This is a genomic window from Kitasatospora indigofera, assembly GCF_014655955.1.
Lineage (GTDB): Bacteria > Actinomycetota > Actinomycetes > Streptomycetales > Streptomycetaceae > Kitasatospora > Kitasatospora indigofera.
Genome location: NZ_BNBO01000010.1, coordinates 103,746 through 123,878, shown reverse-complemented (window position 1 = coordinate 123,878; position 20,133 = coordinate 103,746). Strand labels below are relative to the sequence as shown.

15 protein-coding genes are annotated in these 20,133 nt (G+C 72.1%); 8 read left to right on the top strand and 7 right to left on the bottom strand.

Annotated elements, in window-relative coordinates; genetic code table 11:
• The first annotated feature begins 44 nt into the window (after positions 1-44).
• Positions 45-2,579, top strand: coding sequence for an Hsp70 family protein (locus IE329_RS12310; RefSeq protein WP_190210881.1), 2,535 nt, complete (start codon positions 45-47; stop codon positions 2,577-2,579).
• Complete coding sequence (locus IE329_RS12305; RefSeq protein WP_190210880.1) at positions 2,576-3,052, top strand: tetratricopeptide repeat protein; 477 nt, start codon at positions 2,576-2,578, stop codon at positions 3,050-3,052. The genes IE329_RS12310 and IE329_RS12305 overlap by 4 nt, the downstream gene beginning before the upstream one ends.
• A 37-nt stretch (positions 3,053-3,089) precedes the next feature.
• Here the strand turns inward: IE329_RS12305 and IE329_RS12300 are convergent, their stop codons facing one another.
• The 4 genes from IE329_RS12300 to IE329_RS12285 all read right to left on the bottom strand — a co-directional run bounded on the left by IE329_RS12300 (position 3,090) and on the right by IE329_RS12285 (position 8,055).
• A complete protein-coding gene (locus tag IE329_RS12300; protein WP_190210879.1) occupies positions 3,090-4,181 on the bottom strand; it encodes an ADP-ribosylglycohydrolase family protein in 1,092 nt (363 codons plus the stop codon).
• A gap of 46 nt (positions 4,182-4,227) precedes the next feature.
• Complete coding sequence (locus tag IE329_RS12295; protein ID WP_461782293.1) at positions 4,228-5,472, bottom strand: DUF2786 domain-containing protein; 1,245 nt, start codon at positions 5,470-5,472, stop codon at positions 4,228-4,230.
• A 178-nt stretch (positions 5,473-5,650) separates the two neighbouring features.
• On the bottom strand, positions 5,651-7,270 hold the full coding sequence (locus IE329_RS12290; RefSeq protein WP_190210877.1) for a transporter: 1,620 nt from the start codon (positions 7,268-7,270) through the stop codon (positions 5,651-5,653).
• Complete coding sequence (locus tag IE329_RS12285) at positions 7,267-8,055, bottom strand: ABC transporter ATP-binding protein (RefSeq protein WP_190210876.1); 789 nt, start codon at positions 8,053-8,055, stop codon at positions 7,267-7,269. Before IE329_RS12285 ends, IE329_RS12290 begins: the two co-directional genes overlap by 4 nt.
• Positions 8,056-8,289: 234 nt before the next feature.
• On the opposite strand from IE329_RS12285, the gene IE329_RS12280 reads away from it, so the two are divergent.
• The 6 genes from IE329_RS12280 (at position 8,290) to IE329_RS12255 (ending at position 16,328) form a co-directional block, all read left to right on the top strand.
• Positions 8,290-8,904, top strand: coding sequence for a DUF1707 and DUF4190 domain-containing protein (locus IE329_RS12280; protein WP_229927376.1), 615 nt, complete (start codon positions 8,290-8,292; stop codon positions 8,902-8,904).
• Between the two features lie 538 nt (positions 8,905-9,442).
• The gene (rpsL, locus tag IE329_RS12275) at positions 9,443-9,814 is read left to right on the top strand and encodes a 30S ribosomal protein S12 (protein WP_014144289.1); all 372 of its coding nucleotides are present in this window, start codon (positions 9,443-9,445) and stop codon (positions 9,812-9,814) included.
• A 2-nt stretch (positions 9,815-9,816) separates the two neighbouring features.
• Positions 9,817-10,287 (top strand): 30S ribosomal protein S7, encoded by a 471-nt coding sequence (rpsG, locus tag IE329_RS12270; RefSeq protein ID WP_073924319.1) that lies wholly within the window; start codon positions 9,817-9,819, stop codon positions 10,285-10,287.
• A 39-nt stretch (positions 10,288-10,326) separates the two neighbouring features.
• Positions 10,327-12,432 (top strand): elongation factor G, encoded by a 2,106-nt coding sequence (gene fusA / locus IE329_RS12265; protein WP_190210875.1) that lies wholly within the window; start codon positions 10,327-10,329, stop codon positions 12,430-12,432.
• A 234-nt stretch (positions 12,433-12,666) separates the two neighbouring features.
• Complete coding sequence (gene tuf, locus IE329_RS12260; RefSeq protein WP_190210874.1) at positions 12,667-13,860, top strand: elongation factor Tu; 1,194 nt, start codon at positions 12,667-12,669, stop codon at positions 13,858-13,860.
• Between the two features lie 623 nt (positions 13,861-14,483).
• A complete protein-coding gene (locus IE329_RS12255; RefSeq protein WP_190210873.1) occupies positions 14,484-16,328 on the top strand; it encodes a hypothetical protein in 1,845 nt (614 codons plus the stop codon).
• A 347-nt stretch (positions 16,329-16,675) separates the two neighbouring features.
• Here IE329_RS12255 and IE329_RS12250 read toward each other — a convergent pair whose 3' ends face one another.
• The 3 genes from IE329_RS12250 to IE329_RS12240 form a co-directional block, all read right to left on the bottom strand.
• On the bottom strand, positions 16,676-18,019 hold the full coding sequence (locus IE329_RS12250) for an acyltransferase family protein (protein ID WP_190210872.1): 1,344 nt from the start codon (positions 18,017-18,019) through the stop codon (positions 16,676-16,678).
• Positions 18,020-18,112: 93 nt separating this feature from the next.
• Entirely contained in the window at positions 18,113-19,069 is a 957-nt protein-coding gene (locus tag IE329_RS12245; protein WP_190210871.1) for an NAD-dependent epimerase/dehydratase family protein, read from the bottom strand.
• Positions 19,070-19,094: 25 nt separating this feature from the next.
• Complete coding sequence (locus tag IE329_RS12240) at positions 19,095-19,997, bottom strand: glycosyltransferase family 2 protein (RefSeq protein ID WP_190210870.1); 903 nt, start codon at positions 19,995-19,997, stop codon at positions 19,095-19,097.
• Positions 19,998-20,133 lie beyond the last annotated feature (136 nt).

Below are 20,133 nucleotides of genomic sequence, written 5' to 3'. Positions count from 1 at the left end.
CAGCAGCACAGTGCCGACGGACGGCGCAGTGAGGGGACAGGGACGTGTACAGGACGCTCGGTATCGACCTCGGCACCACGAACTCCGTGGTCGCCCAACTCCGCCGGGGCGAACCGGAGATCATCCACAACCGGCAGAACCAGGAGGCCACCCCGTCGGTGGTCGGCCGGGGCAAGCGCGGTGAGCTGCTGGTCGGCTCCAGCGCGCGCGGCCGGGTGGCCACCGACGCCGAGAACATCATCCGCTCGGTGAAGCGCTTCATCGGGCGCAAGTTCAAGGACCCGCAGGTCCAGGCGGTGCTGAAGGACCTGGCGTACCGGGTGACGCCGGGCCAGGACGGCGACGTCAACGTCTGGTTCAACGGCCGCGCCTACACGCCGATCGAACTCTCGGCCATCATCCTGCGCCGGCTCAAGGAGGACGCCGAGCTGCGGTCCGGCGACGTGTTCCACCGCGCGGTGATCACCGTGCCCGCGTACTTCGGCGAGCGACAGGTGGCCGCGACCCAGGAGGCCGGCCGGCTGGCCGGGTTCCAGGTGCTGCGGATCATCAACGAGCCGACAGCGGCCGCCCTCGCGTACGGGATGACCGGTGATCTCGGCGACGAGGGCCGGACCGTCCTCGTCTACGACCTGGGCGGCGGCACCTTCGACATCTCGATCCTGCTGCTGATGCCCGGGTCGGTCTCGGTGCTCGGCATCGAGGGCGACAACCTGCTGGGCGGCGACGACTTCGACCGGCTGCTCACCGAGGAGCTGCTGCGGGAGATCCGCGCCGAGCACGGCGCCGGCTACGAGCCCGACCAGCGGGACCGGCCGAGGATCGACGGGGCGGCCGAGGGCGCGAAGATCGAACTGTCCAGCCAGCTGGTGGCCGACCTCAACCTGACCGGGCTCGGCGGCGGCCTGCTGATCCTGGAGACCGAGCTGGAGCGGGAGCGCTTCGAGCGCCTGGTGGCCGGCCGGATCGAACGGACCCTGGAGCTGACCCGCAAGGCCGTCCGGGAGGCCAACCTCACCGTCGGTGACATCGACGAGGTCCTGCTGGTCGGCGGCTCGACCGCGATCCCGCTGGTCGAGCGGGAGCTGGCGGCGCTGTTCGGGCCGGAGCGGATCCGCCGGGGCGTGAACCCGATGCAGTGCGTGGCGCTCGGCGCCGCCGTGCAGTCCGCGCTGATCGCCGAGCTGGACTGCCCGTCCTGCCGCACCGACAACCCGCTCGCCGCCGCCGACTGCGCCGGCTGCGGCAACTCGCTGCTCGGTGAGCCCAGGACCACCTGCCAGGGCTGCTTCCTGCCGGTCGACCCGCAGGCCGCCGAGTGCCCGAAGTGCGGGACGCCCCCCGTCCCCGACGAGCACCCGGCGCTGCCGCCGGTCCCGGCCGCCGCGGCCGGGGTGCGGAGCTGCCCGCGCTGCGGCACCGCCGCCGCGCCCGGAGCCACCGCCTGCGGCCTGTGCGGCGAGTCGCTGGCCCCGGCGGCCGCCGACGGGGACACCGGCGGCCTCCGCTGCGCCGCCTGCGGGGTGCTCAACGCCCCCGGCGCGGAGTCCTGTTCGGGCTGCGGGGAGTGGATGCAGGTCGCCAACCCCTTCGACATCACCCCGAAGGACCTCGGGATCGAGCTCAACGACGGCCGGATGGCGGTGATCATCCCCAAGAACACCAACTACCCGACGGCGGAGCCCGTCCACAAGGACTTCTTCGCCACCGGCGGCGGCAGCCGGCGCCTGGAGGTGGCCGTCTACGAGGGCGACCACGAGGTGGCCCAGCAGAACGAGCTGATCGGCGCCCTCACCATGAAGCTGCCGGAGGACGCCACCGGCCGGGCCCGGATCACCGTCTCCTTCGGGCTCTCCGCCGACCGCACCATCACCCTGGAGGTGCGGATCAAGGGCGGCGAGGCGAAGACGGTCACCCTGCAGCGCACCGTCCTGGACCCCGAGTGGCGGGCCAAGGTGGACGACCGCCGGCGCGCGGTGGCGGAGTTCACCGAGCGCTGGGAGCAGGAGCTCACCCCGGAGGAGCGCCGCGCCGCCGAGAACCTGCTCGGCGAGCTCGACGACATGGCCGCCGGCCAGGTCAAGGGCCGCTCGGCCGAGCAGATGCTGGCCGACTCGCTGCAGCGCCAGGAGGCGCAGGCGATGGTCCGGGGCGTGAGCGCCTACCTGAGCGCGGTCATCCAGAGCTGCGACCGGTTGCTGCGCCCGGACGACCTGGAGGAGCTCAAGCGGCTGCGCGCCGAGCTGGACGCGGCCCGGGACGCCGGGGACCAGGCGGCCGCGGTGGACGCCGCCGAGCGGGCGGACGCGGCGATCGCGGCTCTGGGCCACACCGTGCGGGTCCTGACGTACTGCCGGGTCTTCGTCGTCCAGGGCATGGTCAGCCCGGCGCTGGCCCAGCAGATCCGGGCGGCCCTGCAGCGTGTCGACGACGGCCTGGACACCGGCAACTACGAGCTGGTCAACGCCGGCATGACCGACCTGGTGGAGTGCTACGCGCTCGCCGGGCAGGACATCGACGCGCACCACGGCTCGGTGCCGAGCGGTCCGGTGCGGCCCGAGGAGGCGGGGCCGCGATGACCGGACGGCCCGAGCCGGTGATCCCCCGGCAGGACGACGGAGCCGGGTACGGCGTGCAGTGCCCGCTCTGCCGGCTCGCCCCCGCCCCGGACAGCCTGCGCTGCCCCGGCTGCCAGGAGGACCTCGCGCCGCTGGTGCACCTGCGGCTGCGCGGCCGGCTCGCCTACAACGAGGGCCTGCGGCTGGCCCGCGCCGGGTCGCTGGGGGAGGCGGTCGGCGAGCTGGAGCGCGCGGTCCGGCTGGAGCCCGGACTGGTGGTGGCCTGGGTGGTGCTGGGCAAGGCGGCGGCCCGCCGCGGCGACCGTGCCCGCGCCGCCGAGGCGCTCGGCCGGGCCCTGCGGCTGGACCCGGGCCACCCCGGTGCGGAGGCCGCCCTCACCGCGCTCGCCGCGGCCCGGCCGGCCGGGGACCGGCCCGGCGGGGAGCGGTCCGGCGGGCAGGCCGGGCACGCGTCGCCGGCCGCCGACGTCTGACCGCCTGACGGAGCGGCGGCTGCCCGCCCGGCGGCCGCTACCCCACCGGGTAGCGGTCGTCGAGCACCGGGTGGGCCGGCTCCCGGCTGCCGAACAGCACCACCAGGTCGTCCGCCACCCTGAGCAGGACCTCCCGGCCCTCCACCGCGCCGGTCCAGGCGGCCGGCAGCGCCGTGGCGCCGTGGGCCGCGCCGACCAGGTTGCCGCAGACCGCGCCGGTGGAGTCGCTGTCGCCGGAGTGGTTCACCGAGAGCAGCAGGGCCCGCCGGGCACCGGCCGCACCCTCGCCGCCCGCCAGCGCGCAGTACACGGCGACGGCCAGGCACTCCTCGGCGATCCAGCCGAGGCCGACCCGCTCCACCCACTCGGCGCTCGGGTCGCCCTGGTCGGCGATCAGCACGGCCCGCCGGAGCGCCTTGACGGTCTCCTCGGCGGCGGGCCAGGCGGCGGTCTGCTCGATGGTCTCCTCGACGGCGGTGCGCAGGTCCGTCCCGGCCGTCACCCGTTCGATCAGCGCGGCGAAGGCGCCCGCCGCCAGGTACCCGGTCGGGTGCCCGTGGGTGAGCTGGGCGCACTGCGCGGCCAGCCCGAAGGCCTGCTCGACGCCCAGCCGGGCCAGCCCGAACGGCGCCGAGCGCATCACCGTGCCGCAGCCCTTGGAGTGGGCGTTGATCGGGCCGGGCTGCCCGAACATCGAGGGCGTCTCGAACTCCCGGTGCTGGGCGACGCCGGTCATGCAGGCGTTGCCGGGTGCCCGCCGGGCGTACAGGAACGGCTGCCGGAGCAGCCAGCCGTCGTACGGCGCCTGCAACGGCAGCAGGTCGGGCCCGTCCTGTTCCTGGGTCAGCAGCCAGCGCTGGTAGGCGCCGTGGACGGCCTCCGGCACCGAGCCGCCGCCGCCGGACCAGCCCCGGACGAAGCCGCGGATCAGGCCCTCCGCGGTGAACAGGGTCATCTGGGTGTCGTCGGTGACCTGGCCGCCCCGGTTCGCGACCGGGCCGGTGAGGCCGTCGGGGCCGTAGCGTCCCCGGATGTCGTCCAGGTGCAGGAACTCCACCGGCCAGCCGAGCGCGTCACCGACCGCCCCGCCCAGCAGTGCGCCCCGTACCCGGTCCGCGTACTCCGTCACAGCACCAATCCCCCTTCGTCCGGGCCTTCGCCCGGATCCTCGCCGTTCAGCCCCGGATGGCCCCGGCCCGCCCGTGCAGCGCGGCACGGTCGGCGGCGGCCCGGCCGGCCGCCCAGCCCTCGCCGTCGCTCACCCGGACGCGCTGCGAGGTCAGCTTCGGGAACATCCGTCCGATCGTCGCATCCACCGCCTGCTCCCGTGCGGCCAGTGCGGGCAGCAGCCGCTCGTCCGGGGTCAGCTGCTCGGCCGTGCCGTCCTCGCGCAGGTGCCGGCCGGCGGCCGCGTCCTGGGTGGCCTGCTCGGTCGCGGTGGCCAGTCGCTCCCGGATCCGGGCCGCGTAGGCGACCAGGAAGGACTGCCGGAACGCCTTGGTCCGGGAGGCGCCGTCCAGGTGCTGGCGGCTGCCCGCCTTGTGCATCGCCGCGGTGGCCTGCACCAGCAGCGAGGTGTAGAGCAGTTCGACGCCGTCCAGGTCCGCGTCGAAGCCGACGATGGTGCAGAAGCCGAACTCCTTCGCCCAGACCACCCGGCAGCGGTTGGCGGCGGCCACCGCGTCCAGCAGCATCGTCTTGGGCACCTCGTACGGGCTGTCGACGCCGATCCGCAGCGCCGCCGGGGTGTCCGCGGCGGCCGCGGTGACGGCGAGCAGCGCCTCGTCGATGCTGTGCTGCGCCATCAGCTGCTGGGCCTTGGCGGTCAGCGCCTCGGCCTCCTCCGGGTACTCGGTGGACTCGGCCTTGGCGAGCAGCGCCCGGATCCGGGACAGCATCCGCGGCTCGCCGGTGACCGGCCCGCTCGGCCGGGAGGCCCGCGGTACCTGGCCGGGCACCGGGCCGACGGGCTGGACGGGCGGCAGGTGCCCCCAGACCCGGAGCAGTTCGAGCGCGACGGTGGCCAGCGCGAAGCGGTCCAGCCGGTGGCGCCCGGCGAAGCCGGTGAGGAAGTCCTCGTCGCCGGTCCACCACACCTCGGTGGCGAGCTCCCGCAGCTGCTCGTGCCAGCGCCGGTCGAGGGCGGCGGCCGGGTACCGGCGTCCCTCGGCGGCGATCAGGTCGACGGCGAGCGCCAGGTGCGCCGGCTTCAGCTCCCGCCGGACCACCCGGGCCAGGTCGGCCGGCCGCCAGCCCACGGACCAGCAGCGTCCGACGGCGGTGTCCGCGTACCCGAGCAGCGCCCGGCTCACCGCCGGCCACTGCCCGGGGGCGGCGGCCAGCATCGAGGCGCCGGTGTCCAGCGCGAGGTCCAGCCCCTCCGCGGGCGCGGCCACCACCCGGTGGACCGCCTGCTCCAGCAGCCCGCCGACGGCCTCGTCCGGCCCGGAGTCCTGCTGCTGCCTGCGCTTGCCCACGGTGAATCTGCTTTCGCTGCGTTCGGTGTCCGGGGCGGTCGGCCCTCCTGCCATGATGCCGGAGCGCGGGCGCTGACCCGCCCGGCGGCGGTGTGATCCGCCCGGCGGCCGGGCCCGGCGGTCAGCGTTCGACGGCCTTGGCCAGGATCTCCGGCAGCCGGCCGAGCAGCCGCCCGGCGGCCAGCCGGACCCCGAGCGCGGCGGCCCCGGCGCCGTAGAGCGGGCCGAGCAGCAGGACGGGCCAGGCCGGGCCGCCGTCGGCCAGGGCCCAGGCCAGGTAGCCGCCGACCGGCAGGGTCAGCAGCAGCACCCCGACCATCGAGCCGAAGGTGTTGAGCAGGGTCAGCCCGCTCTGGCCCGGGGCGGCGTTGCGCATCGGGTTGCCGTCGGCGGGCATCGCGTACGGCGCGACCACGCTGAACAGCGCACCGACACCGATCGCGCAGCCGAGCACCGACAGGGCCAGGCCGAGCGCGGGGGCGAACCCGGCCCAGTCGCCGGTGGCGGTGGCCAGCACCAGCCCGAGCAGCGCGGTGACCGGCACCGCGTAGAGGAGGACGGCGTAGGCCCGTCCGCGCAGCTCGTCCCGGGCGTCGGCGGGGGTGACCAGGGTGGCGGCGACCATCCAGAACGCGGAGCCGTCCATCCCGAACAGGTTGACCATCTGCAGGCCGAGGAACATCCCGGCCATCACCACCAGGTAGACGCTGGACCAGCCCTGGATCAGCGACAGCACGCAGAGCACCAGCGTCATCCCGATGCTGGTGAACACCGCGGCCTTGGCGCGCGGCTCGCGCCAGGCGTAGCGCAGGTGCCGCTGCATCACCGCGCCGGCCCGGCCGGCGGGCAGGAAGCCCCAGCCGCGGGACCGCCCGCCGGACGGCCCCACCCCGCGGGCGGCCTCCAGGGTGGAGGCGTCGGCGGTCACCATCAGCTGCTGGAGGCTGCCCAGCCACCAGCGCAGCAGCAGCGCCAGCAGGGCCGCGCCGGCCGCGAGCTGCAGCAGGGCCAGGGCGTGGTGCCCCTCGCCGGCGGTGCGGGCCGCGTCCAGCGCGCTGACCGGCGGCACCCAGCGCAGCACGGCGGCGAACGGCGCGAAGGGGGAGAGGTCCAGCGATTCGCCGGGCCTGCCGAGGGTGCTCTGGAAGCTGAGGTTGGCGACCTGCACGAGCAGCGCGAAGAGCAGTCCGCCGAAGATCGCGAAGTCCTTGCCGCGCCGGCTGGACAGCAGCCGGGCGTTGCCGGCGGCGACCGCCCGGGACAGCGTCACCACGCTCAGCACGGTGAGCGGTACGCCGATCACGGCGGTCGCCGCGGAGGCGGGGCCGTGCGCGCCGGCCACCGCCGCGCCGGTGAGCAGCACCAGGGCGACGGCCGGGCCGGGGCCGGTCAGCGCGGCCAGCACCGAGCCGCACAGCAGCGGCCGGGGCCGCAGCGGCAGCATGGTGAGCCGGGTCGGGTCGGCGCTCTCGTCACTGGCGAAGAGGAAGAGCGGCACGGCGGCCCACCCGATGACCAGGGCGAAGGTCACCATGACCGCGGCGTCGCCGGCCCCGGCCCGGCCGTTCAGCAGGGCCAGGCCGAACGCGAGGCCGGCGGCCAGCAGCAGGCCCGCCGCGGTGCCGAGGACGTAGACGGCGGCCCGGCCGGGGCTGCGGCGCAGACCGTTGCGGAGCAGCCGCAGTTTGAGCGAGACCAGCGCCCGGACGACCTGCCGGCCTTCGGGGGGCGCGGCGCTCACCGGTCGCCGCCGAGCCAGCCGAGGGCCTGGCCGTCGTCCTCGCGGACGCCGATCAGCTCCAGGAAGGCGGCGTGCAGCGAGCGCCCGCCGCGGACCTCGTCCAGCGGGCCGTGCGCGATCACCTGGCCGGCGTTGACCACGGCCACCCAGTCGCAGAGCTGCTCGACCAGTTCCATCACGTGGCTGGAGAACACCACGGTGCTGCCGGCCGCGGCGTACCGCTTGAGCACCCCGCGGATGGTCTGGGCGGAGACCGGGTCGACGCCCTCGAAGGGCTCGTCGAGGAAGAGCACGTCGGGGTTGTGCAGCAGGGCGGCGGCGAGGCCGATCTTCTTGCGCATGCCGGTGGAGTAGTCGGCGACCAGCTTGTCCGCGTCGGCGGTGAGGTCGAGGACGCCGAGCAGCTCCTCGGTGCGGCGGTCCACCTCGGCGCCGGGCAGGCCGCGCAGCCGTCCGTTGTACTGGAGCAGTTCGCGCCCGCTGAGCCGCTCGAACATCCGCAGGCCCTCGGGCAGGATGCCGATCCTGGCCTTGACGGCGACCGGGTCCGCCCAGACGTCGGCGCCGTGGATCAGGACGGTTCCCTCGTCCGGCCGCAGCAGGCCGGTGGTCATCGAGAGGGTGGTGGTCTTGCCCGCGCCGTTCGGGCCGACCAGTCCGATGAAGGCGCCGGCCGGCAGTTCGAGGTTCAGCCCGGCGACGGCGGCCTGCCGTCCGAAGCGCTTCCACAGGTTGTGGATACTGACGGCGGCTCCGGGGGAGGGCGGCGGGGCGGACGCCTGCATGGGGGTTCTCCAGGGTGGGGGGAGGCGGGCGGACGGGCTGCGGCCCAGCCTGCCACCGCGCCACGGGCCCGCCGCCGACGCCCTGGATACGGCGTGTCTGGGCCAAACGGGCGAGCGCGGGCGGATCCGAATGCGCTCCCTGTCGAAATCGGCAACTACTCAGGGCGCTCCTTCGTCCTGCACTATGAGAGCAGCGAGCGCGCGCGGCGCGCCGGGTGTCGGGGAGGTGGCCGGATGGCCGTACAGCCGTGGGGTCAGCAGGGCTCCGGGTACGGGCAGCCCAATCCGTACGCCCAGCCCCCGACGCACCATCAGCCCCAGCCGTACGCCCAGCCCTGGCAGCCCGCCGCGACCCCGCAGGCCGCCATGCGCGCCGCCCACACCGACCGCGACCGGACGGTGGACGTCCTCAAGGCCGCGTACGCCGAGGGGCGCCTCTCCGCCGAGGAGTACTCGCAGCGCTTCGACGCGGCCAACCGCGCGCAGACCTACGGTCAGCTCTCGCAGATCGTGGCCGACCTGCCGTCCGGCCCGATGGTGCTGCCGATGGGCGGCGCGGTGCCGGTCGTCCCGCCCACCTTCCTGCCGCCGCCGGTGATCCCGATGCAGCGGCCGACCAACGGTGTCGCGGTCGCCTCGATGGTGCTCGGCCTGCTCTGCGTCCCCACCGTCGGCACGCTCGCGCTGCCGGCCGTGATCTGCGGGCACATCGCCAAGACGCAGATCCGGGCGCGCCACGAGGAGGGCGACGGGATGGCCACCGCCGGTCTGGTGATCGGCTACCTGTCCCTGGCGGGCTGGGTGCTGCTGATGCTGCTCGGCGTGCTCGCCTCGGTCGGCGGCGGCTGACCGTCCCCGGTGGCGCCCGGGGCCGGGCCCTCGCGCCGCGCCTCCGGGCCCGCCCGGGGCGGCCGGACGGCGGCCGGAACTCGCGCCGCGTCGCGCCGCCGGCTTGACACGGCCGGCTTGACACCCACCCGCCCGGGATGCGGACCGGCAGCGGGTGTGATAGCGCTGGAGAGACGGACCGCGGCCGTGACGGACGCCATGACCTGGGCCGTCGCATTTGTTTTGACCGCGCCCGATGCGCTAGGTACGCTCTGACCTTGTGCCTGGGGTGTCCCCGGGTCCTTGTGCGTGCAAGCACACCGGCCGCCGCGCCACGGCGATGCGCTCTCCAGCGCCTCGCGCGCGTGAGCGCCGTCGCTGCACATCAGCTCATGGGATTCCGCGATTCCTCCACCGTCCGCGTCGGCTGCGAAGTTGGTGCGGAGGACTGGAAGAAGCCCAACACACCCGACCGCGTGGGTCGACCACGGGGCCGTGTGCGTTGGGAACACCGCAGGTTAGATCTACCAAGCGATGGCACACAGAAAACGGAGAAACGGTGCCTACGATCCAGCAGCTGGTCCGAAAGGGCCGGCAGGACAAGGTCGAGAAGAACAAGACTCCCGCGCTCAAGGGCTCGCCCCAGCGTCGTGGGGTTTGCACGCGTGTGTACACGACCACCCCGAAGAAGCCGAACTCGGCTCTCCGTAAGGTCGCCCGTGTGCGCCTCACCAGCGGGATCGAGGTCACCGCTTACATTCCGGGCGAGGGCCACAACCTGCAGGAGCACTCCATCGTGCTCGTGCGTGGCGGTCGTGTGAAGGACCTGCCGGGTGTGCGTTACAAGATCATCCGCGGCTCCCTTGACACCCAGGGTGTCAAGAACCGCAAGCAGGCCCGCAGCCGCTACGGCGCCAAGAAGGAGAAGTAAGAATGCCTCGTAAGGGCCCCGCCCCGAAGCGCCCGGTCATCATCGACCCGGTTTACGGCTCCCCTGTGGTGACGTCGCTGGTCAACAAGATCCTGCTGCACGGCAAGCGCTCCACCGCCGAGCGGATCGTCTACGGCGCCCTTGAGGGCGTTCGTGAGAAGACCGGTGCCGACCCCGTCGTCACCCTGAAGCGCGCGCTTGAGAACGTCAAGCCCGCCCTTGAGGTCAAGTCCCGCCGTGTCGGTGGCGCGACGTACCAGGTTCCGGTCGAGGTCCGTCCGGGCCGCGCCGCCACCCTGGCGCTGCGCTGGATGGTCGGCTACTCCCGCGCCCGTCGCGAGAAGACCATGACCGAGCGCCTCATGAACGAGATCCTCGACGCCAGCAACGGCCTGGGCGCTTCCGTGAAGCGTCGCGAGGACACCCACAAGATGGCCGAGTCCAACAAGGCCTTCGCGCACTACCGCTGGTAGTCCTAACCCCGTCACTAGACAGAGAGAGAACGAGCCACCATGGCTGCAACCTCCCTTGACCTTGCCAGGGTCCGCAACATCGGGATCATGGCGCACATCGACGCGGGCAAGACCACCACCACCGAGCGGATCCTGTTCTACACCGGTGTCTCGTACAAGATCGGTGAGGTCCACGATGGCGCTGCCACCATGGACTGGATGGAGCAGGAGCAGGAGCGCGGCATCACGATCACGTCGGCCGCGACGACCTGTCACTGGACGGTCGACGATGTTGACAACACGATCAACATCATCGACACCCCGGGTCACGTCGACTTCACCGTCGAGGTGGAGCGTTCGCTCCGCGTCCTCGACGGTGCCGTCACGGTGTTCGACGGTGTCGCCGGTGTCGAGCCCCAGTCCGAGACCGTGTGGCGGCAGGCTGACCGCTACGGCGTCCCGCGCATCTGCTTCATCAACAAGCTGGACCGCACGGGCGCGAACTTCTTCTTCTGCGTCGACACCATCGTGGACCGCCTCGGCGCCACCCCGCTGGTGATGCAGCTCCCGATCGGTGCCGAGGGCGACTTCGCCGGCGTTGTGGACCTGGTCCGCATGAAGGCGCTGGTCTGGTCCGCCGAGGCCGCCAAGGGCGAGATGTACGACATCGTCGACATCCCGGCCGACCTCCAGGAGCAGGCCGCCGAGTACCGCGAGGCGCTGCTGGACACCGTGTCGAACGTCAGCGACGAGGTGATGGAACTCGCCATGGAGGGCGAGGACGTCCCCGAGGAGCTGCTGGTCGCCGCGATCCGCAAGGGCACCCTGAACTCGGACTTCACGCCGATCTTCTGCGGTACCGCCTTCAAGAACAAGGGCGTTCAGCCCCTGCTCGACGCGGTCGTCAAGTACCTGCCGTCGCCGCTGGACATCGAGTCCATCGAGGGCACCAAGCCCGGCGACGACACGGTCAAGATCTCCCGCAAGGCTTCGGACGACGAGCCGCTCGCCGCGCTCGCGTTCAAGATCATGTCCGACCCGCACCTGGGCAAGCTCACCTTCGTCCGGATCTACTCCGGGCGCCTTGAGGCCGGCACCGCCGTCCTCAACGCGGTGAAGGGCCGCAAGGAGCGCATCGGCAAGATCTACCGCATGCACGCGAACAAGCGTGAGGAGATCGACTCGGTGGGCGCCGGCGACATCGTCGCCGTCATGGGTCTCAAGCAGACCACCACCGGCGAGACCCTGTCCGACGAGAAGAACCCGGTCATCCTGGAGTCCATGGACTTCCCGGCCCCGGTCATCCGCGTCGCGATCGAGCCGAAGTCGAAGGGTGACCAGGAGCGTCTGGGCACCGCGATCCAGCGGCTGGCCGAGGAGGACCCGTCCTTCCAGGTCAACACCGACGAGGAGACCGGCCAGACCATCATCGCGGGTATGGGCGAGCTGCACCTTGAGGTGCTGGTCGACCGTATGAAGCGTGAGTTCAAGGTCGAGGCCAACGTCGGCAAGCCGCAGGTCGCCTACCGCGAGACGATCCGCAAGGCCGTCGAGCGCATCGACTACACGCACAAGAAGCAGACCGGTGGCTCCGGCCAGTTCGCGAAGATCCAGATCGCGATCGAGCCGATCGAGTCCGGCGAGGGCTACGAGTTCGTGAACAAGGTCACCGGTGGCCGCGTTCCGAAGGAGTACATCCCCTCGGTCGACGCCGGTTGCCAGGAGGCCATGGAGTTCGGTGTCCTCGCCGGCTACCCGCTCCAGGGTGTCCGCGTGACGCTGCTCGACGGTGCCTCGCACGACGTCGACTCCTCCGAGCTGGCGTTCAAGATCGCCGGTTCGATGGCCTTCAAGGAAGGCGCCAAGAAGGCCGGTCCGGCCCTCCTGGAGCCGATGATGGCCGTCGAGGTCACCACGCCCGAGGACTACATGGGCGATGTGATCGGCGACATCAACTCTCGCCGTGGCCAGATCCGGTCCATGGACGAGCGTCACGGTGCCCGCGTCGTTTCGGCGCTGGTGCCGCTCTCCGAGATGTTCGGCTACGTCGGTGACCTGCGCAGCAAGACCTCTGGTCGCGCAAGCTACTCGATGCAGTTCGACTCGTACGCCGAGGTTCCGCGGAACGTGGCGGACGACATCATCGCCAAGGCCAAGGGCGAGTAAGGACCGGCTCCGGCCGCGTCCCTACCGAGGGCGGCGGACATCCCGAACATTCGGGACGTTCACGACCCCTTAGGCTGTTAGGAGACATACCCGGCGGGATCGCACAGATCCCGCCGGCGTCTCCGCCCCCACCCGCGGGACGGCATGGAGCGCAAACCAGCGCTCCGTACCAAAACCCGATCAAAGACCAACTGACGTCGTACGGCGTACAGAACTGTCCTCAGGAGGACTGCAGTGGCGAAGGCGAAGTTCGAGCGGACGAAGCCCCACGTCAACATCGGCACCATCGGTCACATCGACCACGGTAAGACGACCCTTACCGCGGCGATCACCAAGGTGCTGCACGACGCGTACCCCGACATCAACCCCTTCACGCCGTTCGACCAGATCGACAAGGCGCCGGAGGAGCGGCAGCGCGGTATCACCATCTCGATCGCGCACGTCGAGTACCAGACCGAGGCGCGTCACTACGCCCACGTCGACTGCCCGGGTCACGCGGACTACATCAAGAACATGATCACCGGTGCGGCCCAGATGGACGGTGCGATCCTCGTCGTCGCCGCCACCGACGGCCCGATGCCGCAGACCAAGGAGCACGTGCTCCTGGCCCGCCAGGTCGGCGTCCCCTACATCGTCGTCGCCCTGAACAAGGCCGACATGGTGGACGACGAGGAGATCCTGGAGCTCGTCGAGCTCGAGGTCCGCGAGCTGCTCTCCGAGTACGAGTTCCCGGGCGACGACCTGCCGGTCGTGCGCGTCTCGGCGCTCAAGGCGCTTGAGGGCGACAAGGAGTGGGGCGAGAAGCTTCTCGGCCTCATGCACGCTGTCGACGAGGCCATCCCGACCCCGGCCCGCGCCACCGAGCTCCCGTTCCTGATGCCGATCGAGGACGTCTTCACGATCACCGGTCGTGGCACCGTCGTCACCGGTCGTATCGAGCGTGGCATCCTCAAGGTCAACGAGACTGTCGACATCATCGGCATCAAGGAGACCAAGACCACCACCACGGTCACCGGCATCGAGATGTTCCGCAAGCTGCTCGACGAGGGCCAGGCCGGTGAGAACGTCGGTCTGCTCCTCCGTGGCATCAAGCGCGAGGACGTCGAGCGCGGCCAGGTCATCATCAAGCCCGGTTCGGTCACCCCGCACACCGAGTTCGAGGCCCAGTCCTACATCCTGTCGAAGGACGAGGGTGGCCGTCACACCCCCTTCTTCAACAACTACCGCCCGCAGTTCTACTTCCGTACCACGGACGTGACCGGCGTCGTGACCCTCCCCGAGGGCACCGAGATGGTCATGCCGGGCGACAACACCGCCATGACGGTCGTGCTGATCCAGCCGATCGCCATGGAGGAGGGCCTCAAGTTCGCCATCCGTGAGGGTGGTCGTACCGTCGGCGCCGGCCAGGTCACCAAGATCCTCAAGTAATTTGACGATCTAGACCTGCCTGCACCACAGGCAAACCGAGGGCCCCGCGCCCGTCCGAGAGGACGGGCGCGGGGCCCTCGGCGTTGGGCGGACGGGGCCCGGCCGTCCGGGGCCCGCCGTGGCCGGCCCGGTCCCGCACTCCCGCGCGCCGCCGGCCCGGTCCCGCACTCCGGCCCGCCCGGCCGACCCGCCGTCAACTGCCGCTGGTCGCAGGCCCGGACTCGGTGCGCCGCGGCGGCGCCGCGGGCCCGCCGGCCGGGCCGGGCGAAGGCGACGGCCGCCGGAATGGCGGTGAGGGATTGCAGTAACATGGCGGACGCTGCTGTGGTATTGACGTCGTGCTCTTCCGGCTGGGGTGGGGCCCGTTGTGCAGAATCTGCCTGATCGTCATACGGCTGAGATGAACTTCGAGTAATGGAACCTGAGGAGACGGCGGGTATATGGAAACCCAACTTTCGGAGCCGCGGACGCGTTCCGGCGTCCCCGCGTCGAATCGGCCACCCGGTCAGGAATCACCGGGCGGACGCCGATGGGAATTCCTGGCCGGAGCACTCCTGGCCTCCTGGCTCGTCCCGTTCGCCTTTGACGCGCTGAATCTGGACATTGTTCTCGTTCCGGTATTCGTGCTGGCCATCGGCTCCGTCATGCGGACCGGCGGCGGCCTGCTCGACCGGCTCGTCATCGCCACCCTGGTGCTCTGCGGCGGCGTGCTCGCCCTCGGCCTCGTGATGTCGCTCTGGCCCTGGGGCCTGGCGCCCGTCCCGACGTCGGGCGTGATCCTCTCGACGGTGTCGCTGGTCGCCTGGGTCGGCCGCCGCCGCCCGCGGCTGCCGCTGCGGTTCCGCACCTCGGACCTGATGATCGTCGGCACCGTCGCGGTGGTGTGGCACTACATCCACCACCCGCTCGTCGGGCGTTCGCTGCAGGACCGGCTGCCTTTCGTCCTCTCGGTGGAGGACAGGTTCATCCATTTCTCCATCTTCGACGCGGTGCACCAGCTCGGCGGCTACCCCTTCATGGACCAGCCCGCCGGAAAACTGCTGCTGAAGACCCCGACCGAGGCGGTATATCCGCAGGGTTCGCATTTCCTGCTCGCCTGGTTCGACATCTTCGTCCGTTCGGCCACCGACCTCGGTGACAGCGTCGCCGCGTACAACCGTTACTACCTGTACGTGCTCGCGTCCTTTTCCATTCTCTGCGGCCTGATCGTCTGGGGCGCCCGCTGGATCGGCGGGCCCCGGCTCACCGGCTGGCGCACCGCGGTGGTCTGCACCGCCGTCGCCGGCATCACGGTGGCCAGCCCGCTGGCCGGCATGATCCGGGTCGGCTTCGACTCGCAGATCGGCGGCCTGATCTTCCTGACCGCGGCGATCCCGTTGATCGTCCGGCCCGCGATGGGCTGGGGCGCGTACGCCACGGTCTCGGCGGCGGCCCTGGTCACGGTGGCCTACACCTACAACATCCTGGCCGCCTTCATCGGCATGGCGCTGGTGGTCGGGGCGCTGGTGTACCGCAAGCGCCAGAGCAGGCGCCGCTGGTGGATCTACGCCGTTCAGGTGCTGGGCGGCGCCGTCGCGGTGATCCCGAGCCTGATGTCTGTGCTGGCCGACTTCGACGTCGAGTCGCAGGCCCAGGCCCGCGGCATGTACCTCCCGTTCGACCGGTCGATGCTGGTCGGCCTGGCGGCCCTGGTGGTGGTCGTGGTCCTGATGCCGGGCAACCGGCGCACCGGCACCTCCCAGGCGCTGCTGCTGACCGTGGCCGGCGGGGCGCTGATCCTCGGCGTCTTCGGCGCCTGGCAGATGCACACCATCGGCAACCTCTCGTACTACTTCGAGAAGCTCGCCGTCGGCGGCCTGGTGATCTCCATCCTGGGGATCGGCGCGGCGGGGACGCTGCTGCGGCGCTTCGGGCCCGCGGCCAAGCCCTTCCGCCGGGGCTGGTGGACCGAGGCGGTGGCCTCGGTGGCCGCCCTGGCCGCCGGACTCAGCCTCTTCGGCGGCGTCCAGTGGGGCGTGCCGTCCGTCGCGGCCGGCCCGACCGCCTTCCAGAGCAGCGAGCTGGTGGCCTGGAGCCGCGGCAAGGGCGGGGACCTCGGTCCGGTCGCCAAGACGCTGATCAACCGCGACATGAAGCGGGTGCAGGCCCCGACCCCGGTCATCGCCCTGTACTCCAACAGCGGCTACATGAACTGGCGGGTCAGCTTCTTCGCGGTGACGCTCACCAACAAGAGCGGCGTGTCCGCCTTCTACGACGACCTGCTCAAGGTGGACATCGGGGCGGCCCCTGTGGAGAAGCAGCAGTGGGACAACTCCTTCGCCGCGCTGAAGGGCGTGGTCGAGCGGGTGCCGGACAAGGAGGTCGTCCTCCTGGTCGCCGACCTGCCGACCGCCCAGCGGCTGCGGCACGACCTGGCGTCGGTCACCAACAAGAAGGTGACCGTGCTGGACGCGCCCTTCCCGGGCTGATCCGGACGCGGCCGTCGGGCCGGCCGGACGAGAACAGCTGACGGGCCGTGGCCCGGGGTGACGCCCCGGGCCACGGCCCGTTTCCGTTCCCGCTCCCGTGCCCGGTGTCCTGCCCGGGCCCGTCCTCGCCGCTCCCCGGCGCTCGCCTTCCCCCGGCCCTTCCCCCGGCGCTCGCCGGCCCCGCGGTGCGGTGGCCTTCGCCGTCGCGGTGCGGTGTGTCCGTCCGCCGTCCACCGGCAGACGGCAGAGGGCAGGACCGGACCCCCGGGGCCGGCCGGTTCCGGGCCCGGAAAAGCCCTGACCGGGCGGCCCGTGGGCCGCCCGGTCAGGGCTCGTGGTCGTCCGGCTCAGGCCCGTACGTGCGGGGCCGTCCTGCTCTGCTGCGTGTCCTTGCCCTGCGCCGCGGACTGTTCGGTGCCCTCCGGTGCGGGGGCGGCCGCCGGGCCCGCCTGCACCGAGGCCGCCGTGGCGCCCGTGGCCGCCGAGACCGGCGAGGGGGTGTCCTGGGCGGCGCCCCGACGGGCCTTCAGCCGCCGGACCGGCCACGGCGTCCAGTCCTTGAGCCGCATCGCGGGGGACTCGACGACGTACCAGGAGAACGCCGCCAGCACCACGGTGGCGCCGAGGGCGCAGCCGAGGAAGCCGAGCTTGCCGTACTTGATGAAGCCGAGCATGGCCAGCGACTGCTCCACGGTGAAGCCGTAGATGTAGATGCCGTACGAGAAGTCGCGCTTGCGGCCGACCCGCTGGAACGGCCGGGGGAGCCGGACCGCCAGCCAGAACACCAGGTAGGTGAAGGCCGGGTAGCCGATCACGAACAGCCCGCCCCAGCGCAGGGTGGCCGCGAAGGCCAGCAGCGACAGCAGCGCGAGCCCGTCGTGGACGGGGACCCGCTCCTTGTACAGCTGGACGGTCGCCCCGAGCAGGAACGCGAACCCGAGGTGGATGATGAAGTGCGTCGAGAGCCCGCCGAGGAACGGCAGGTTCACGTAGGTGTTCTGGTCGCCCGGGATGCCGCGCCAGCCGGTCGCGTCGAGCCAGTCGTTGAGGATCAGGATCCACAGGCCGAGGGCCGCGAGCGGGATGAACCGGCGGGCGTGGCGCAGCACGCCGCCGGCGGCCAGCAGGCCGACCACGATGTAGCAGAGGATCTCGTACTTCAGCGACCACAGGGCGCCGTTGACGCTCTGGTCGAAGTTGGTGCCCCGGCGGACGCCCTCCTTGATGACCCCGGAGACGTCCCAGCCACCGCTCAGCGAGGTGTCCCAGGTGCCCTTCAGGTAGAAGAACGGCCCGGCCGGGTGGTTCCAGAAGCCGGTCAGCGAGCCGTGCTGCCAGTGGTACAGCAGCGGCATGATGACCAGGGTGGAGATGACCAGCGATCCCCACAGGCCCGGCAGGATGCGCAGGGCCCGGTGCCAGCTGTAGCGGCCGATCGTGGTGCGCCGGCCGCTTCCGGTGATCATGAAGCCGGAGGTGACGAAGAACCCGATGACGGCCATCTTGCCGAGGTCGGTCTGCATGCCGCTGCGCTTCCACAGCGGGTCGAGGTGTCCCAGCGCCAGCGGGTAGACGTGCGAGACGACGACGGCGCTGGCCATCAGGAGGCGCAGCAGCCCGAAGCTGTTGGCACGGCTGGAGAACAGCTCTGCCAGCGTGCCCCGGGAGCGGAGCAGACTGCTCGGTCTCATGGAATCCTCTAGTTCGGGGGTCGGAGCGGTGCTTGCCGGGGCGGGGGCCCGGTGGCCGGGGCCGGGGGATGCGGCCGGGGCCCGGAGGCGGTCCTAGCGGGCGGCCGGGCTGATCTGCGCCTGCCAGAGCGATTCGACGGCGTCCCGCATGCTACGGCGGGGGGCCCAGCCGAGCCGCTCCCGGGCCGCGCCGATGTCCAGCTGCTGCCACTCGGTCTCCGGGCCGGCGCCGTCGGGCCCGGGCACCTCGGTGATCGCGGTGGGCACCTCGCTGACCTCGATCAGCAGCTCGACCAGCTCGCGGGCCGAGGTGGCGGAGCCGGTGCCGATGTTGAGCACCGGCGGCAGCCCGGTCGCGGTGGCGGCGGCGAGCACGGCGTCGACGGTGTCGGTGAGGTCGACGAAGTCGCGCTGCGCGGTCAGCGGGGCCAGCGACAGCTCGGCGGTCCGCCCGGCCAGCCGGGCCTCGTCCAGCTTCGCGGCCATCACGCCGAGCAGGCTGTGCCCGGGCTGTCCGGCGCCGACCACGTTGCCCAGCCGCAGCGTGACGGCGTCCAGTCCGTGCTCCAGCACGGCCCGGGTCACGGCCTCGGTGGCGGCGAGCTTGAGCTTGCCGTACTCCATCACGGGGGCCGCGGGGCCGTCCTCGGACTGGCTGGTCCCGACCGGCGCCATGCCGTACTCGTGCACGGTGCCGAGGTGGACGAGCCGGGCGGGGCGGGCCATCCCGGCGATCGCCTCGACCAGCCGGTCGACCAGGACGACGTTGGCGACGTGCATCTGCTCGTCCGTCAGCCCCCACATGCCGCCGGCCGCGTTGACCACCAGCCCGACCTGCTCACGGGTGAGCAGCTCGGTGAGCTCGGCCGGGGCGGCGGAGCTGAGGTCGAAGGCGACGAAGCGGCCGGGAGCGGGCTCGGCCGGCTCCTTGCGGGCGACGGACAGGACGTCGTGGCCGAGTTCGGTGAGGCGGCTGCCCAGGACCCGGCCGATGAAGCCGGAGCCGCCGAGGACGGCGACGCGGACCGGAGTCGCATGCGGTGCGGACATTGCGGAGGTGCTCCTAGGGAAGGGGTCAGCGGGGCTGGGCGGCCGTCGAGGTGGCGTTGCGCAGCAGCGTCTTCGCACCGTCCCACTGCCCGGCGCGCATCGCCCCCGGCACCAGGGTGAGGGCGTGGATCCGGGCGGACAGGTGCAGGCGGGAGGCCTTGGCGGCGCGGGGCCACCCGTGCGCGTCGAGGCGGTCGGCGGAGTCCAGGAAGTACCGGCGGGCCTCGGTGAACCGGGTGCCGCTGTAGGCCGACTTCGCCGAGATGCTGACGTTGTGGCGGCGGTACTGGAAGCAGCGGGTGTCGTCGACGATCATCTGCTCGCCGGCCTGCAGCAGGTCGATGACCAGTGCCAGGTCCTGGATGATCTCCAGGTCGTCCCGGAAGCCGGTGCCGCGGACGGCGTCGGTGCGCCAGCAGATGGAGGGGAAGTACAGCCAGTTGCCGCGCAGCAGGCTGACGGCGAGGTCCTCGCCGCCCATCAGCCTGCGGCCCTGCTCCTTGGGGGCGTACAGGCGGCGCTTGGCCTGGTCCGCCAGCGTGTTGCTGGGGTTGCCGACGCTGTCGATGACCTCGACGCCGGGCTGGATCATCGCGGCACCGGGGTACTCGGCGAGGGCCGCGCGGACGGTCGCCACGTAGTTGGGCAGCATGATGTCGTCGGTGCCCATGAAGACCAGGTACTCGTGCTCGGCGAGGCCGAGGCACTTGCGGTAGTTGCCGGTCACCCCGAGGTTCTGCTCGTTGCGGCGGTAGCTCACCCGGGGGTCGCCGAGCTCCGCGAACCACTCGGGGACGCCGGGCTCCTTGCCGTCGTCCACGACGGTCAGCCGCCAGTCCGGGTCGGTCTGCGCGAGCACGCTGCGAACGGCGGCCTGCATCAGCGCGACGTCCCCGTAGTACGGGAGGAGCACATCCAGAGTGGTCATGGTGGGGGCACATCCGCTGGTCGAGGTCGTGGCGGGGGCATCCTTGCCGGCCCGGCCGCCGCGCAGGGGTTACCTGCGGCTGGCCAATCATACTGAGCGGCCCCCGGCCGCCCACCCGCAGCGGGGAGGGGCCCGG